Source organism: Ardenticatenales bacterium, assembly GCA_020634515.1.
GTDB lineage: Bacteria > Chloroflexota > Anaerolineae > Promineifilales > Promineifilaceae > JAGVTM01.
On sequence record JACKBL010000004.1, the window covers coordinates 1 to 16,402 of the forward strand.

Below are 16,402 nucleotides of genomic sequence, written 5' to 3' on the forward strand. Positions count from 1 at the left end.
ATTATTGACCTCGCTCAGCCTACCAGGAACAGGAAGACCATGTTCAACTTGACCCCCCTCGAAAAATTCAGCCGCCCCCTGGCAGTGCTGTTCGCTATGTGCCTGCTCATCATCCTGGCCGCGCCCGCCGCCGCCCAGGATTACCTCTTCGGCGTTCCCGACGTGGAAATGCAAGTCTTCGTGCAAACAGATGGCTCCGCCCGCATTCAGTACGACATCACCTTCCAGAACAGCACGGGCGGGCACGTGATCGACATCGTGGACATTGGCATGCCCACCAAAGATTACGACATCAGCAACATGACGGCCTCCATCAGCGGCGCCGCCATCACGGACATTCGCCCCTCGGAATTCGTCAAGCCAGGCGTGGAAATTCACCTGGACCGCTTCACCATCCCCGCTTCCGGCACGGGCATCCTGCATTTCGAGTTCACCATGCCCAACATGGTGTATCAGGACGTGACCAATAAGGAACTGGCGTCGCTGCAAATCACACCCACCTGGTTTGACGGGCAGTTTGTGCAGGGCAGCACCAACCTGAAGATCGCTATCCATCTGCCCGAAGGGGTCAACCCAGACGAAATGCTCTATCAGGATGAACCCTTCACGCAAAAAGCGATGTTCCAGGGACACGCCGTGGCCTTGTGGGAATTCCCGGATACGCGCCTGGATGGGCCGCATCGGGTTGGGGTCTCTTTTCCTAAAGCCGTGATGGCGTACGTCATCAAGCAGACGGTCATTGACCTGGCGATCAACTGGTTCGTGGGTAATCCGGGCATTCGGCTGCTTGCCGGCATTCTCGGCGCAGCTCTATTCACCTTCCTCTTCTTCCGCTTCTCCGGCGGCACCGGCTGGACACTCTGGTTCCTCCTCGGCGGCGCGCTCATCTGGATTTACGTCGTCAGCCCCGGGTTGCACCTGCTCAGCTTCATCCCCCTCATCGCCCTCATCTTCGTCAACGAACGCGGCTTGAAGAAGCGTAAGAGCAAATACCTGCCCCCCATCGTCAGCGTCGAAGGGGGCGGCATCAAGCGCGGCCTCACGGCAGCGGAAGCGGCGGCGCTGCTGGAAATGCCCCTCAACAAAGTGCTCACCCTGGTGCTTTTCGGCCTGTTGAAAAAAGGCATCGTGCGGCAAGTACAGGCCACGCCGCTGAAGTTGGAAGTCAACGACGCCTTCCGCGCCGCGCTGCCCACCACGCAGCCAGACAAAGACAAAGCGCGACGACAGGCGGCGCAGGACACGGGCGTGGTGCTACATAAATATGAACACGCCTTCCTGGAGGCGCTGGAGGACAACCCTAACAAGCCCGTGCCCCAAATCAACTTCAGCAAACCCATGCGCGCCTTCCTGGAAAGCCTGGCCGCACGCATGAAAGGGTTCAATCTGGAAGAAACGCGCGACTATTATCGCCGCATCGTGGATCGGGCGATCACAGAAGCGCAGAGCATTGGCGACCTGCCGGAATTTGAGAAGACCGTGGACCGCAACCTGGAATGGATTCTCATGTCGGACGAATATCCCACCGTTTTCGCGCGCCCCACGTACACGTATTTTCCCCGCTGGGTGCGCCCCTCGCCGACAATGTCGGGCGGCGGGGTGTCGCTGGGCGGCGGCAAGGGATCAGGCTCTGGCTCCGTGCCCGGCCTGGGGGACGTGGCCGCCGGCTTCGCCGGTTGGGCGGAAACGACAATGGGATCGATGGCCGGCGCCATTCTTCCCGGCGGGGTGAAAGTGCCCGGCGCGGGCGGCTACATCAATCTCAGCGGCGTGGACAAGGTAACGGGAGATGTATTCAAGGCAATGGCTTCCGGTTCGGGGGGCAGCGGCGGCCGCAGCGGCGGCGGCAGTTGTGCCTGTGCCTGCGCGGGTTGCGCCTGTGCCTGCGCCTGTGCCGGCGGCGGGCGCTGAGGGGGTGGGAAGAAAAGGGCGCAATCGTCAGTGGCTGTCCGCAATTAAATGAGCGGAAATGTGCGGACAGCGACTATCATGGACTGCGGTGGGCAGTAACCGTCCGTAAAAAGTGCAAAGTTATTTTCGGGCGATTACTACAAGAAGCTAGGGACTGACGATGAAATAAAGTACGGAAGTAACTATTCACGTCTCCGAGAGATTGGACCAATTTTGTAGACATCAATAAGATTCAACCAGAGCAAATTGGTCCAATCTGGGCAGATGACCTGTATAGTCACGTACGGAATTGCATCGTCAGTTTGCAGGAACGGTAAGGAAACAACTTCGTTGTCTTATTTAATTTCCGTTCCTAAGAGTTTTGTCCCATTGTAAAGTACGACAAGGAATGGTATTGTTTTTCCTAATTTCAACTTGCACTCAGACCAGTACGGTCGTCATGGGTCAAGCATGTATAGTATTTCGATGATGTTCGGGGTTTTGCCTGGTAGCCAGGAGAAAACAGCTTATTTGCTGAATCTCCATGAAGCCTGGGTGTGTGGATAGCGAGTCAAAGAGTCGTAACTTAACGACATTTCCACAGCCAAATTGCCAAAGACAATTAAATAGATTTACTGGACACTGGCGTTTGTGGCGTGGCGACTTCAGTCGGCCCACATATGGCGTTTGATCCGACTAAAGCCGCGACTCTGGTCACCATATGTGGATTTCGCCAGATGCCAGGCGGACAGCCACTTAGCCCCCTGCGGGAGAGTTTAGTCCGTTGTCTGAACCGCTCGAAGGCAATATGGGCTGCGACAAGCTCAGCCCACGAGACGGTTAGCCGTTACACGAGAGGAAAGGGCAAATACGGCTGTTTAGCTTTGCATAGAATGCCGGCATCCGCAAAAGCAGTGTCCGGTCATATTTATTTCATATTACCCAGGAGCAGAGCAATGAGAATCTCATTGGTTACATGCTTTAACGCAGATTGGTTCTTTGGGCGCATCCCCAGTCCGTATATCCCCCTCAATTTGCTATGCCTGGGCGCGATTTTGCGCCAACATGGGCATGAAGTCACCATCGTGGATCAAACCCTGGCCCTGACGTTGGGGAAAGCCAGTGATGGACCCCAATTCCACCAACAAGTAGCGAAATTGATATTGCGTGATGAGCCAGACTTGATCGGGTTCACCACCATGTGCAATTCTTACCCGCAAACGCTCACGCTCGCGCGACATTGCCGCGAACACAATCCCGAACCCAAAATCGTCCTGGGAGGGCCACAGGCAACAGCCGTAGATGAAGCCACCCTGCGCGTGTTCCCCTGGGTTGATGCCATTGTCCGCGGCGAAGCGGACCATACCTTTCCCGCCCTGGTAAATCATTGGGCTACCGGGCAACCATTGAATGAATCGCTATTGGGCATCACCTACCGCGCGCCGGGGGGGCAGATCGTCGTCAATCCTGGCCCTCCCCTGTTACAGGACATGGATGCTTTGCCTTATCCGGCCTATGATTTATATCCTGTTGAGCATCTGAACGTCTCGCTGATTCCCATTGAAGCCGGTCGCGGCTGCCCCTTTGAATGTACATTCTGTTCTACGAATCTCTTTTTCAGCCGCCGTTATCGCATCAAATCGCCCGAACGATTGATTGCGGAAATGGTGTTTTTACAAGAGACCTACGGATACAGCAAATTCGACCTGGTACACGACATGATCACGGTCGATGCGCGATGGGTACACAAGTTTTCTCGCGCCTTAATAGATGGCGGTCACAAGTTTAATTGGGGATGCAGCGCCCGTGTTGATTGTGTAGACGAGACGTTGTTGGCGGAAATGGCCGAGGCGGGCTGCATAGGGGTGTTCTTTGGCATCGAAACGGGATCGCAGAGATTGCAGCCGATCGTGAAGAAGAAATTGCACGTCTCCAAAGTCATGCCCACGATGCTGGCCTGCCTGGAAAACAATATGGCTCCAACAGCTTCGTTTATCACGGGCTTTCCTGATGAGACGGTTGATGATGCGGCGGATTCCATGAATATGGCTCTGGATGTGATCCACCTGGCCAAAGAAACGCGAGGCCAGATGCACTTATTAGCGCCATTGGTGGGCAGCCCCCTGTACGCCAAACATAAGGACGAATTGGTGTTTGACGGCCATAGCTCGGACATATCCTTGTTCCTGCTTACGGAAGAGGAAACCCAGGTTGTCCAGGACCATCCAGACGTTTTCCCCAATTTCTATTACATTCCAACGCCGCACATGGACCGAAGCTTTCCCAAAGTCGTTTCGGCAACCGTGTATGGGTCGCCTAATTTGATGATCGCGTTGCGACATGCCGGCATTAATCTCAAGGATATGCTGCTAAAGTGGGTTGACTGGCAATATGAACACGTCAATCAAGAAGATATTACACAAGATTATTTCCTTTATCGCTTTGGTCTGGATTTCTCCCACTTCTTGCGGACTGAGGTACTGCCACACTATCCGCAGGCCCCCCATTTGCACGACATGGTGGCCTACTTCGAAGCAAAGTATGCGTTGTATCGTGGGCATACGCACGATCTCACCCTGTACTATCTGTTTACCTACGACGTTTTGTATCTCAACGAGATGACCCGTACGAATGCGCCATGGCCAGAAGATATCCAACCCAAGCCAACGGGGGTCTTGTTTGTCAATCTGATGCCCTCGGCGGACAAGGGCTTTGTCTTTTTAGAGGTTCCCATCCCACAGACGGACCATCCGGTGGTGCAGCCCGGCGACATATTAGAAATCCGTGATCCGGCAACCCAATTGCGAAATCGACCCAACTTGATTATTCGCAATAATACGCAGCAACGCATTTTTGCGACGCGGCATAACATGACAGAAATAGAATTAATGGCCGCGGGGTTTGCCACCGCATGAACGCCTTTAGCGAAACGGCCGTATTGCAGCTACCGGAGGGGACAACGCTGTCACCTTTTGACACCGCGGCTGCTGAACAGCAGTATATTCTGGTATTGCCAGACGGGCGGCATTTCCGCTTGACCCCAAACATGTATCAGTTCGTGACGTGTATTGATGGGCAGCGCACGGTGGCGGAAATTGCCGGCATTCTAGAACAGAAATGGGGCCGCGCCATCCCCGCGGAACAGGTCTGGCAAATGGCCCAGCGTCACCTGGGAAATTACGGATTATTGGTCGGCAGCGACGCCGCCGTTTCTCTGCCCGGTCGTGCCGGGCGGATTTTTTCCTGGCGCGTTGACCTCTTTTCTCCACGCCGCATTGCCCCTTTGACCCGCCTGGGACAATACTTTTTCACCTGGCCCGTAGCGATCCCCAGTTTGTTCGTCATAGCCCTGGCTTATTTGTTTGTCTATGCCGATGCCAATGCCGTCTGGCATCAGTGGGCGCAATCATTGGGCGAGAGTGACTTCATTCTCGTTTACGGGTTGACGATTCTAAGCGTTTTGTGGCACGAAATGGGGCACGCTTCTGCGTGCCGCCGCTTTGGGGAGGAGTATGGCACGATTGGGTTTGGCATCTACCTTATCTTCCCCGTATTTTACGCCGACGTTACCCGCATCTGGCGACTCACCCGTTGGCAACGCGTGGTCGTCGATTTGGGCGGCATCTATTTTCAGCTCTGGGCAGCCGTCATTTACTATCTCGTTTATCTACTCAGCGGAAGCCGCGTTTTTTTGTTGGCCGTGATCAACATTAGCCTGATTGTCCTGCTCGCATTTAACCCCCTGGCCAAGTTTGATGGATACTGGATCGTTTCCGATGCTCTGGGCGTCCCTAACTTACATCGTCGCCTGTGGGAAATGGTCAAGCGATTGTTGGGCCGGCAGCAAGGGCAAATCGGCATGGCCTTCAAGCCCTGGGTACGTATTGGGCTAGGCATTTACCTGGTCTGGTTTGTCTGGTTAACGGCAACCATGGTGATAGAGGTGGGGGGAAATATGCCGGCATTTATCCAACAGCTTCTTACGACATTAACCACCAATATCGACGGCCTTCTGCGTGGCTGGCAAACCACTGACGGGGCTTTGATTGGCGCAGCCCTGCTCAGACTCATTTCGCCAGGCATCACGCTACTTGGCCTCACTCTACTACTGTTACGCGGCCTTCGCGCCCTGGTCAAGCGCGTTTCAGTTCAGCGCGCCCCCTCCGTGGCCCTGCCGCCATAAGGGCGCATCTATTAACAAGGACTTCGCTGAAGAATTGGCGGATGCGCTGAAAGGGTTCTTACTTGCCGAATAATCTAAAGTTAATTTTGCGCGAACCCTAATATCGGTTGGAACAGAAGAAAACAATCCTAACGGTAGAGTGGCTGTGCCTGGGCAACGGCTACTATGACATAACATTCTGTCAACCCTCCATCACTTGCAAAGGAGACTAGTTTTATGCAGAACTTCAACGAAACCCCGTTTGAAAATATGTCCATTGAAGAGCTAGGCATCGAAGAACTGGAATCTCGTCTGGAAATGGCAACAGCCGGAACATCCGCTGTTGACGTTGAGGTAACCGTCACCGTATCCTGGTAACAACCATTTACAGATCTAAATCTGCTTCGCAGACCAAGCCCGCACACGCACATATGTGACCTACCACAGAAGTGCAGAGATATGTTCTTAAATCCCGCAAATGCCTCGACTTTTATGTAGACGCTTTGCTGGACTTTGAAATATGAAACAATTCTGCGCAACTCTGGACCACGGGTAGCTGTCGTCTCATCAATGTTCAACTTCAGGTCACTCTACCGTAACCTGATGCCGATGTTTCCTGTTTTTGCGCGAGGCATGGATAAATGCTCGATATTTCGGGGGAAACGCAGCCTGAGCTTGTCGAAGGCCGTTGGTTTCGACAGGCTCAACCGACGTTACCACCCTTTATTGAGAAGGTACGTTCAGTTCAGTCGAAGGCCGTTGGTTTCGACTGGCTCAACCGACGTTACCACCCTTTATTGAGAAGATACAGGCATAGGACAAAACGAGTCCAGAGGACCGCGCAGTGTTCGCGCTTCAATACATTTCGGGTTAATGATGTCTCAGCGCCAAACTAAACGCCGTATTGACGTCGGCTGGCAAGACGACAACGCTCACGTGCAGGCAGCGCGCCAGCCATTCGTACGCCATGCCCGTCGGATACTTCGTGTTGGAGAAATGCCGGCATTCGCCGATCTCATCTCCACACAAAGAATGCGCGCCAACGTGGACACCCGCGGTTACTACACCTATCCACTCCTCTTTTATACCCTTTTCCCCGATCTCTCCCTGGCCCAACTGCGCGCACTTTCCCTGATTGGCTCCTACCTGTTTGATTACATCCTCTCTCTAGATCGACTCATGGACCACCGGGATGCCGGCGATGTGGGGAATGTGTTGGTTGGCAGCCTGTTGCAGCAACAAGCCCTTTCCTTGCTGTATAGCCTGTTTCCCTTCGATTCTCCTTTCTGGCCATACTTGCAAACGTACTTTGAGCACTTCATCCAGGCCAGTTTACAGGAACGTATTCGCCATCATCATCTGGTAACAACCTATACGGAAGAAGAACTGGCTTTCATATATGCCGGCAAACCCGCCGTCGGCAAAGTCTGTATCGCAGCCATGGCCACCCTGAGCGCCCGCCCGGACTTAATCCCCGCCCTGGTCAATTCTCACGACACCTTCTACGTCGGCTTTCAATTGCTGGACGACTTGCAAGACTGGCGGCTGGATTACCACAACCATCACTACTCCTATCCGCTCACGCTCGCCTTCACAGAAGCAGGCTGGTGCAGGCGCGTCGAGTCTGAAACGAGGCCCAGCATAGAAGAAGTCGGACGCCTATTGCAGCAGCTCACCATCCCTGAACGCATGTGCACCGTCGCCGTCAAGTACCTGGACCGCGCGGAAGACCTGATCAGCCTGGAAATGGATAGTGGCAGTTGGGTGGCGGCCATCCAAAAAACACGGCAGCGCATTGAGGAATTCACCTTTCAACTTGAACCCAAGCCCCCCTTAACCGCGGACGAAACCGCCATTACTCTCGATTGGTCGCAAGAATTGGCCGACGGCAACATGCCCCTGCCCATCTCCCCGACCTGGCCCCCCTGGCTCGATCCACAGCGAATGCCGGTTCCCCTGCCCCCCCCGGTCAATCAGGTACAGACCGACTATTTATGCAAGCAGGAAGGGGCGAAGAACCTGGGCGCGGCTGTCAGCCAACTCGGGCTGGCTATCCATCATTCACAACAGGCGCACGCCCAATACGAATGGGAGCGCCACCTGGGATTGTCGTCGGCGGAATGGACATGGTGCCACTACAATGACGCCTGGCTGAAAACCATTCTATCGCTGAGCATGGCGGAGCCAGCTCTCTTATGGCAGCCATCGGCAACCGCGCCGGGGGGCATGCTTCCTCCCTGGGCGCCACTGGCTATCGGTCGCTACCTCGGCTATCGGCTCGTGCAAGATTACCGCACACATTACCCTATGTCACTGGCGGATGTCACAGCCGCCGATGTGCTGCGCCATTATCGCTATCAACTCGTCGCCTGAACCTGGAAATGTCATTACTGCAATTGGAATTAAATCGTCTCAATGCCCAGTTTGACCGGCAATGGCTGGCCTGGCAAAACAAAAACGGCATTGCACCCACCTACACAACTGAAACGAGCGAGCGAGTACGCAGCGACAATCTCTGGAATTTCTTTCCTCTGAATCTGTATGAGTACTTCGCCGATGTCTCCTTTCACACGGCCCGTCAAATCGCCCTGGCAGCGCGCGCGACGGGTATGTACGGCTTTGTGCGGCAACAACAAAAGTGGGGACCGTGGTCTACCGAGCAAGTCCACGCGGGGGCTGCCTGGCTAGAAGCATTTGCCCGCGCGCAACTGCTCCCGTTCATTGATGCCGCGGCGCCATTTTGGTCGCAATTCGACGCCAGTCTTGTCGAATGCCGGCATGGATTTGAACAAGAACGGGAGTGGCTGCAACTACCCGCCGCCGCTTATCCCCTGCCGGCACTAAACCATATCATTGCCGGCAAAACAGCGCCGGCGCGCATCATCACCACCGCTTTTGCCACCGTGGCCGCCCGGCCAGACGTGGGCGAGGCCGTGCGCCACTCACAGCGCCATCTGTACATTGGCATTTCCCTCTTCCAGAGCGTGCTGAACTGGAAAGAAGATTACCGCCACGGCGTTTTCTCCTATCCCCTCATCAATCTGCTGACGGAAACCCCCCAACTGGCCGCGACGGATCCCGCCGCAAGAGAAGCGCTACTAACGTCGGTAGGACGCCATTTCTACTATACCGGACGCGCCGGGCAAACGTTAGAAGAAGCGTCCGCCCATATTTACCGCGCCATGGCCGCCGTCAGCGACCTCTCCCCCACCCTCTGGGGCGCGCTACTGACCCGGTTTTTGGAGCAAAGCGAATCGCTGCGTAGAGACATCGCCGAAATAGTGATGAAGGGACGCCGTGCGGCAGCCGCCAGCCATCCGCACACAGCAAGCCCCGAAAAAAACACCGCTCCCGCCGAGGACAAGGCCTTGCACCACGCCATAACCAACGCCGCCGCATACCTGGCGCAGAACCAGGCCGGCGATGGTCGCTGGGGTGACTTCATGCTTCTGGCCGAACAAAGCACGTTCTGGGTCACGGGCTACGTCGGTTGGACTCTGAGCCAGTTAGACAAACCCGTGGGGCGCTTGCCGCAGGCCGCCCACTGGCTCATTCAAAACCAGTTTGACGGAGGCGGTTGGGGATACAATCGCAACTGGCCGTTAGATGCGGACTCCATCGCTAACGTTCTGCTGTTCCTTTCCACCCAGGCGGATATGGCGCCAGATGTCTGGCAGCCCGCTTTACACGTCTTACTGGCCCATCAAAGCGATGATGGCGGGTTCAGCACCATCATTGATGCCGAGGCCTGGCTGGTACGCTTTCGGGCGCAGATGGAGGAACTGTCGGGTTGGACCCATTCCCACGCCTGCGTGACGGGCGTCATCGGTCTGCTGCTGGCCTCGTTGTCCGCAAGGCACGCTGGGGATGCGATCCGACCCCATGCGGAGCGGGTATTGACCTATCTACGCCGCCAACAACATGCGGACGGATTCTGGCACGCTTACTGGTGGTCGGGGCGACTGTATGCCACCTGTCGCGCGCTGCAAACAATGAAGGCCATGGGTGATCCGCGAGATGAACAGGCGCTGGCCCGCGCCGCGGCCTGGCTGGCACGCTCCCAATGCGCTGACGGAAGTTGGGGCGCAAACGGCAAGCAGACGGGCGCGCCATTCCATACGGCTTTCGCGGCACAAGCATTAGCCGTGAGCGCCCAAACAAAGGAAGAAGAAGCCGCGTTGAATGCCGGCATTCATTATCTCATCAACCACCAAAGACCCGACGGCAGTTGGTCCGTCCTGCCCGTCTTGCGCGTCCCTGCCCCCAACGTGCGCCGACCCTGGCAACAAGAACATTGGACCGAGTCCACCATTGGGCTAAACGTCATCGTGCCTGACTGGCGGCGGCTCTTCACCACGGCTACGGCCCTACAAGCCTTGCTGGCCTTGCGGCGGCGTCGCTGAATCCTATCCACCACACCATTTCGTTATGAACAAATTTTCCTTCTTTCTCCGCTACACCGCCGCGCAACTCACCCGCAACCGACGGCGCACGCTCTTTGTCCTCTTCTGCATTGCCGCCGGAGTCGCCGCCGTCGTCTCCCTGCGCACACTGGGCCTGATGATTGGCGACGCGCTCACCGGCAATCTACAAATCGCCAACCGCGGCGACATCGTCTTGCGCGTTCCCACGGGCAACAGCGAAACAGAGGTTGCAAACGAGACCCTGTTTCAAGAGAGCAACGTCCTCTTCCCCCGCACCTTCAGCGACCAGGGCATCGCCCGCGTCCAATCCTGGGCAGCGCAAAACGGGGTAGAGGAGATCAGTCTGGCACTTCGCGCCAACCAGCGTCCTATTACCGTCAGCGCCACGGACAACACCGGCGAAGCCGCCTTACTCTTTCTGGTCGAACCGGACAAATACCCTTTCTATGACCAGATCGACATCCTGCAACCGTCTGGAGCCAGACTGACGCAACGCCTCGCTGACCCCGACAGCGTGATCATCAGCGAAAGCCTGGCGGAAAAACTCAACCTGGGCGTCGGCGATACGCTGCGCTTTCCCGGCGTCAGTGATCGCCTGCGCGTCACGGCCATCGTCAACAACGACAGCGAAAGCAGCCTGCAAGACCTCAACACCCTCTTCTTCCCCTTTTTCTACTTGCCGTATGCGCCGGGAGCAGCCGCGCTGGGCATTAACGCCAACGTCATCTACATGCGCACATCGCCAGAAGCAGACATTGACGCCCTCCAACGCTCATTGCGGCAGGCATTCCCCACTCTGGATATTGTGTCCACCGCCGACCTGGAAGCACAAAACAGTCGCGTCAGTGAGCAGATCAATCGGCTCATCACCACACTAGGTCTGGTGTCGCTCCTGATAGGCGGCATTGGCATCACCAACACCATGAACGTTGTCGTACAGCGGCGCGCCGGCGAACTGGCCGTCCTGAAAACACTCGGCGTATCTGGTGGTCAGATTACGCTTCTATTCTTGATTGAGTCTTTGCTCCTGGGTGTGGTGGGCAGCCTGTTGGGGATTTTGTCAGGGTTGTGCCTGGTCTTTTTCCTGCGCGGGTTGGGAGAGCGCGTGGTGGCGCAAACATTAACGTTCGCCATCTACCCGCAGGCGCTTCTCATGGGTCTCGCCCTGGGCGTGGTGGTCACCCTGGTGTTTGGGTTTCTCCCGATCATTTCCGCCAGCCGTATCCGTCCCAACGCGGTTCTTTCCGCCCACGAGACGATTGTACCTCACGTGGGCAGGGGGTTGACGCTGTTGGTGATTGCCGGCATGACCTTTATCATTGGTCTGATCATCGGCGTTATTCTGGATGACCCGCTACAGGGCGTGTTGATTGCCTACGCCACCATGGCGGTTCTGGGCGTGCTCACCTGGTTACTGGGGGGCTTGCTCTGGCTTTTGGGGCGACTGCCGGCATTTGGCAGCATCCAACTCAAACTGGCGCAGCGTTTCTTGAGTACCCAACGAGGGCGCATGGCCAGCACCCTGCTGGCCATGATCATCGGCGTCTTCTCCCTCAGCCTCATTCTCCTCATGACCCAGGCAGTGATCAACGCCATCGAAGGGATTGCCGAAGAACAATTAGGCGGCAACATTTTGGCGCTGCCCAATAGCCTGGCCGTCAGCGAAGAACTGGCGCAAACCATCAACACGCTGCCACAGATAGAAGCCTGGCAACACGAAACCATCTATACAGCCCATCTCGCGGCCATCAATGACAACCAGGACGTGGCCGACCTGCTTGCCACCGTAGCCGACCAGGCTGTTGCCGCGGAAGTGGGCACGGGCGCAGACGAACAGGCGCGCGCGGAAACGCTCTCCCAGTTGACGCAATTCGCGCAAGGCTTTTCCATCACCCTGCTGACGGAGGACCCCCAGAGCCTCGACCTCATCAGCGGTGATGTCGATGTGTTCGCGCAACCGGATAGCGTACTGCTCTACAATTCGGAAGCTGTTCAGTGGCTTGACTTACAGCCCGGCGACACGTTGACGTTGCAGTTCGACGCCCAGCACAGCCAGACGGTGACGGTGCGCGGGATCGTTGCCCTGCCCAGCAATGGCGGCATCATCCAGATTCGCATTGGCGGCGCGCAGGCCGCCCTGGCGCCGGCATCCGCTATCCCTGCCGCGGTCCAACCCGCTCCCTCTCCTTTCGCCCTCACTGTGGCGCAGCCGGAAATAGCGCCAACAGTGGCTCAGTTAGGAAACATCCCCGGTGTGTTTGTCTTGCAAACATCCCAATTTAACGCCTTTTTGTCCCGCCTGTTGGAACAATTGACGGCGCTGCCCTTGTTGATAGCCGTGCTGGCGTTGTTCAGCAGCAGCGTCATTATTGCAAACACGGTGTCGCTGGCGACACAAGAACGGCGGCGGCAGATTGGCATTATGAAGGCGTTGGGGTTATCGACGCGGCAAGTGTTGATGCTCTTGTTATTGGAAAATGGATTGATTGGATTGTTAGGGGGCGTGCTGGGCACGGGCGCGGGCGTGGTTTTGGTATTGTTAACGGACCTGGTAGCGGACAATGCCGGCATTCTCCCCCTCCCCACCGTGCTTGGTCTCATCCTGCTCTCCCTGGTGCTGGCCTTGACCGCCACCCTGATCACGGCCTACGGCGCAGCCCGGACCTCACCCCTTGTCGTTTTACGGTACGAATAATGATGGAAACACCCGTTATCACAGTTCAAAGTCTCAGCAAACAGTTCCGCACAGCCGCCCAAACGGTCTACGCTGTGCGTGATGTCACTTTCGCTATTCAACGAGGCGAATTTGTGGGCATCGTTGGCCCTTCTGGCAGTGGCAAAAGCACGCTGCTGGGGTTGTTGGGCGGATTAGACACCCCCTCGTCAGGCGCAGTCCAACTGGACGGGGTTGACATAAGTCACATGCGCGAACGCGAGCTAACCCGAGTTCGTAATCAAAAAATAGGGTTTGTGTTTCAATTTTTCAATCTCATCCCCGCGCTCACCGCCCTGGAAAACGTGGCCCTGCCGCTACACTTTGCCCATACGCGACAGTTTCAGCCGGAAAAGCGGGCGCTGGAGTTGCTCAATCTGCTCGGCCTGCGGGATCGGGCGCACCACCGCCCCGCGGAATTATCAGGCGGACAACAGCAGCGCGTGGCAATTGCCAGAGCCATCGCCAACAACCCGCCGCTTATTCTGGCTGATGAGCCAACGGGGAACTTGAACGTGGAAGCCGGGCGGCTTGTTCTCGAGACGCTAAAGCAAATCCGCGAACAGTCGCAGACGACCATTGTCGTGGTGACACATGATTCCTACGTGGCGGAACAAGCAGACCGGGTACTCAATCTGATAGATGGTCGGTTGGTGGCGGCGGATGCGCTCACTCCAGACCATTCTGCTTGAAAAAGCGACGCACCAGCCAGACGGAGGCCAGCATGAGGATGATGGTCAGAACGAGACCAAAGAGACGCAGGTTTTGGCCTGCTCTGGTCACGTAGGTGCCGGCAAAATACCCGAACAACAACAAACTCCCCGTCCATAACGTCTCCCCCAGGAACGCAATCGGAAACCAACGTTTCCAGGGCACGCGCGCCAGCCCCACGGCAATCAGCGTGGGCACGACAAAGCCCGCGGATAGTTTGGCGACCAACACCAGCTTGGTTGCGCTCCGGCTCATCCCCTCCTTTAAGACCTCAATGCGCCGCCGCGCCAAAGGGCGTTTGGCGGGAGCCGTCAGGCGCAAAAACCAACTGAGCTTGCCGGCACGCCCCACCAGATACCACACCATATCCGCCGACAGATTCCCCAGGGCCGCCGCCAGAAACACCAACGGCAGCCGTAGCAACCCCGCCGCCGCCGCCGCCGCGCCCAGCAGCGTCATCAGTGGTCCCTCGATAATCACCAACAACGCCAGCACAAAATAGGTCCAATGCCCCAGTTCCGGCAGTTGGCCTTGCTGCAAGCTCGTCCACAGCGCGCGCATCATCTCCAGCAGCGTTTCAAAAGTGGCAATCATGCTTCATGCCTCATCCGCTTCACCAGGCCAGAACGGGTGGAACATCAACCATTGGTCGGGATATTGTCGCACGAATCCCTCCAACGCCTGCGCCAGACGCAGGGCATTTACCGAAATTGCCTCCTGTCTGTCTTTGCTGGCAACAATGTCGATAGGCTGCATTTGCAGCACCTGCCCCCGCCCCGGCGACTCATAGCAGCTTCCCAGAATCACATCTGCGCCCGTCATCAAGGCAAGACGCACGGGGCCAATGGCAAAATAGGCGGGCGCATCAAAAAAGGGCACCAGGTGACGATCATCGGGCACGGGGCGGTCCAGGGCAGTCATGACGACACCCCCCGCCTTGAGCCGCCGGATAGCCTGCCGCAACGACTGCGGCGTGATCGGCGTCAATTCCAGCCCCCACCTGGCCCGGATGCGGTTCAAAATCTCAAAGCCGCCGGTGGGGTTTGCCAGAGACAGCCCCTGAATGGGAACGCGATAGGTACTGAGGGCAAGCAGGCCCAGGTTGAAGTTGCCCGTGTGCGTGCCCAGAAGGAGGGTGCCCCGACCGCGCGCCATGTTGTCGCGGACCATGCGCACGATGTCGGGAGAAACCTCGACTTCTCGCGCTAACTGTGTCGCGTCGTATTCGATGGCGTGGAAGAATTCGTAGTTGTAGCGGGCGGCGTAGGCGAAAACGGCGCGGGTGGTGTCTGCCAGTTGGCGCGGGTCCACCTCATGCCCTAACACATGGCGCAGATTGGCCTGGACGGTATGGTAGATGGTGGGACGAATGCCGGCAATTATCCCCGCTGCCATATTCGCCAAAGCATGACCCATCCCCGGCGACATTGCCTGCGCCAGGCGAATCCCGCTTTGCGTGACCACTTTGTTGTTCAGCACATCTTCCAGCCGCATCATTCTAATCCTGTTCCAGCGACCGGAAAAAGGAGGGGGATTCCAGCAGCACAGGCAGGCCACGCGCCAGGCAAATCACCACCGCCAGCCAACTGACAACTTGCGCGACCTGGTAAACACCCGTCCAGGCCAGATTGTTGGCCTGCAAGGCCAGTGTCAGCGCCAGAGTGACAAAGGCGACGATCTTCACGATGGCGTAACCGGTGCGCATGGGGGGCGAGGCAACCAGCCATTTGCCCAACGTGGTGCGCATCATCTGGTGCGCGGAGATGCCGTGCTGCAAGGCTACGGCGCGAATGGAATCGGTCAACATGCCGCGAATAATCACCACGAGAGGAATCGCAACGGGAATCAACCGCAAATGCGCATACACGACCCAGAGGACAATTTCCACGGCACGGTCGGTGGCGATATCCAGGGCGCTTCCGAGCAGCGTTGTTTCGTGCCGCCGCCGCGCTACCACGCCATCCAGCGTGTCCATAAGGATGAGTAAGATAATCAGCCCAACAGCCGCGTTTTTGCCGGCACGACTCTCCTGATATAACAACCAGACGATGAAGACGAGGAGGGGATAGCGGAGTATGGTGATGGTGTTTGCCGTATTGATATGGCTACTCCGCCCTTGCTTGTATCTGATGCTATCTTCACCGGCCATGCTACTCTCCTTTAGGGCGGTTATACGGTAAGAGGGGAGGAAGAACACGCCATTCCTGGTTGTGCATGCCGGCATTTGCCCTCATGCACCATACAAAAGGCCAGGCGCATTGTAATTCGAGATAGGGCACAAAGCAAAATCCGTCTCGGAAGGCGCGCGTTCCGCCAATCAATACGACGAGAAAGCAAAAAAGGCGCGGCTCCACCCGCCCCTTTCCGCACGGGAAAAGAGACTCTCCCCGAGGCCCACCATATTCATGAGAAGGGCGCAATCCGTCAAATGACCGGGCATTGATAGACGCGCTGGAAGGGTTGTTGTTCGCTACAAAGCCGGAAGTGCGACGCGCAAGCACG

11 protein-coding genes are annotated in these 16,402 nt (G+C 56.8%); 8 read left to right on the forward strand and 3 right to left on the reverse strand.

From position 1 onward, the window contains the following. Nucleotides 1-39: 39 nt before the first annotated feature. The 8 genes from H6650_11755 to H6650_11790 all read left to right on the forward strand — a co-directional run bounded on the left by H6650_11755 (nucleotide 40) and on the right by H6650_11790 (nucleotide 13,881). Nucleotides 40-1,911 carry a hypothetical protein gene (locus H6650_11755; protein ID MCB8952679.1) on the forward strand — a complete coding sequence of 624 codons (1,872 nt, stop codon included), beginning with the start codon at nucleotides 40-42 and terminating at the stop codon, nucleotides 1,909-1,911. Between the two features lie 659 nt (nucleotides 1,912-2,570). After that, complete coding sequence (locus H6650_11760) at nucleotides 2,571-4,805, forward strand: B12-binding domain-containing radical SAM protein (protein ID MCB8952680.1); 2,235 nt, start codon at nucleotides 2,571-2,573, stop codon at nucleotides 4,803-4,805. Then, nucleotides 4,802-6,073 carry a M50 family metallopeptidase gene (locus H6650_11765; GenBank protein ID MCB8952681.1) on the forward strand — a complete coding sequence of 424 codons (1,272 nt, stop codon included), beginning with the start codon at nucleotides 4,802-4,804 and terminating at the stop codon, nucleotides 6,071-6,073. The genes H6650_11760 and H6650_11765 overlap by 4 nt, the downstream gene beginning before the upstream one ends. 216 nt (nucleotides 6,074-6,289) lie before the next feature. Then, nucleotides 6,290-6,430: a hypothetical protein gene (locus H6650_11770; GenBank protein ID MCB8952682.1), complete on the forward strand. Its 141-nt coding sequence runs from the start codon at nucleotides 6,290-6,292 to the stop codon at nucleotides 6,428-6,430. Between the two features lie 618 nt (nucleotides 6,431-7,048). Continuing rightward, entirely contained in the window at nucleotides 7,049-8,425 is a 1,377-nt protein-coding gene (locus H6650_11775) for a hypothetical protein (protein ID MCB8952683.1), read from the forward strand. Nucleotides 8,426-8,433: 8 nt separating this feature from the next. Continuing rightward, nucleotides 8,434-10,455: a hypothetical protein gene (locus tag H6650_11780; GenBank protein ID MCB8952684.1), complete on the forward strand. Its 2,022-nt coding sequence runs from the start codon at nucleotides 8,434-8,436 to the stop codon at nucleotides 10,453-10,455. A 25-nt stretch (nucleotides 10,456-10,480) separates the two neighbouring features. Beyond that, a complete protein-coding gene (locus H6650_11785; GenBank protein ID MCB8952685.1) occupies nucleotides 10,481-13,171 on the forward strand; it encodes an ABC transporter permease in 2,691 nt (896 codons plus the stop codon). Between the two features lie 2 nt (nucleotides 13,172-13,173). Next, nucleotides 13,174-13,881, forward strand: a complete 708-nt coding sequence (locus H6650_11790; protein ID MCB8952686.1) for an ABC transporter ATP-binding protein — start codon at nucleotides 13,174-13,176, stop codon at nucleotides 13,879-13,881. On the opposite strand, the gene H6650_11795 is transcribed toward H6650_11790, so the two are convergent. From H6650_11795 to H6650_11805, 3 genes are read right to left on the reverse strand one after another with little or no spacing between them, the layout of a single operon-like run. Beyond that, nucleotides 13,859-14,494: a VTT domain-containing protein gene (locus H6650_11795; GenBank protein ID MCB8952687.1), complete on the reverse strand. Its 636-nt coding sequence runs from the start codon at nucleotides 14,492-14,494 to the stop codon at nucleotides 13,859-13,861. The genes H6650_11790 and H6650_11795 overlap by 23 nt on opposite strands. 3 nt (nucleotides 14,495-14,497) lie before the next feature. Next, nucleotides 14,498-15,397, reverse strand: coding sequence for a lysophospholipid acyltransferase family protein (locus tag H6650_11800; protein ID MCB8952688.1), 900 nt, complete (start codon nucleotides 15,395-15,397; stop codon nucleotides 14,498-14,500). Nucleotide 15,398: 1 nt separating this feature from the next. Next, entirely contained in the window at nucleotides 15,399-16,049 is a 651-nt protein-coding gene (locus tag H6650_11805; protein MCB8952689.1) for a CDP-alcohol phosphatidyltransferase family protein, read from the reverse strand. Nucleotides 16,050-16,402: the final 353 nt, after the last annotated feature.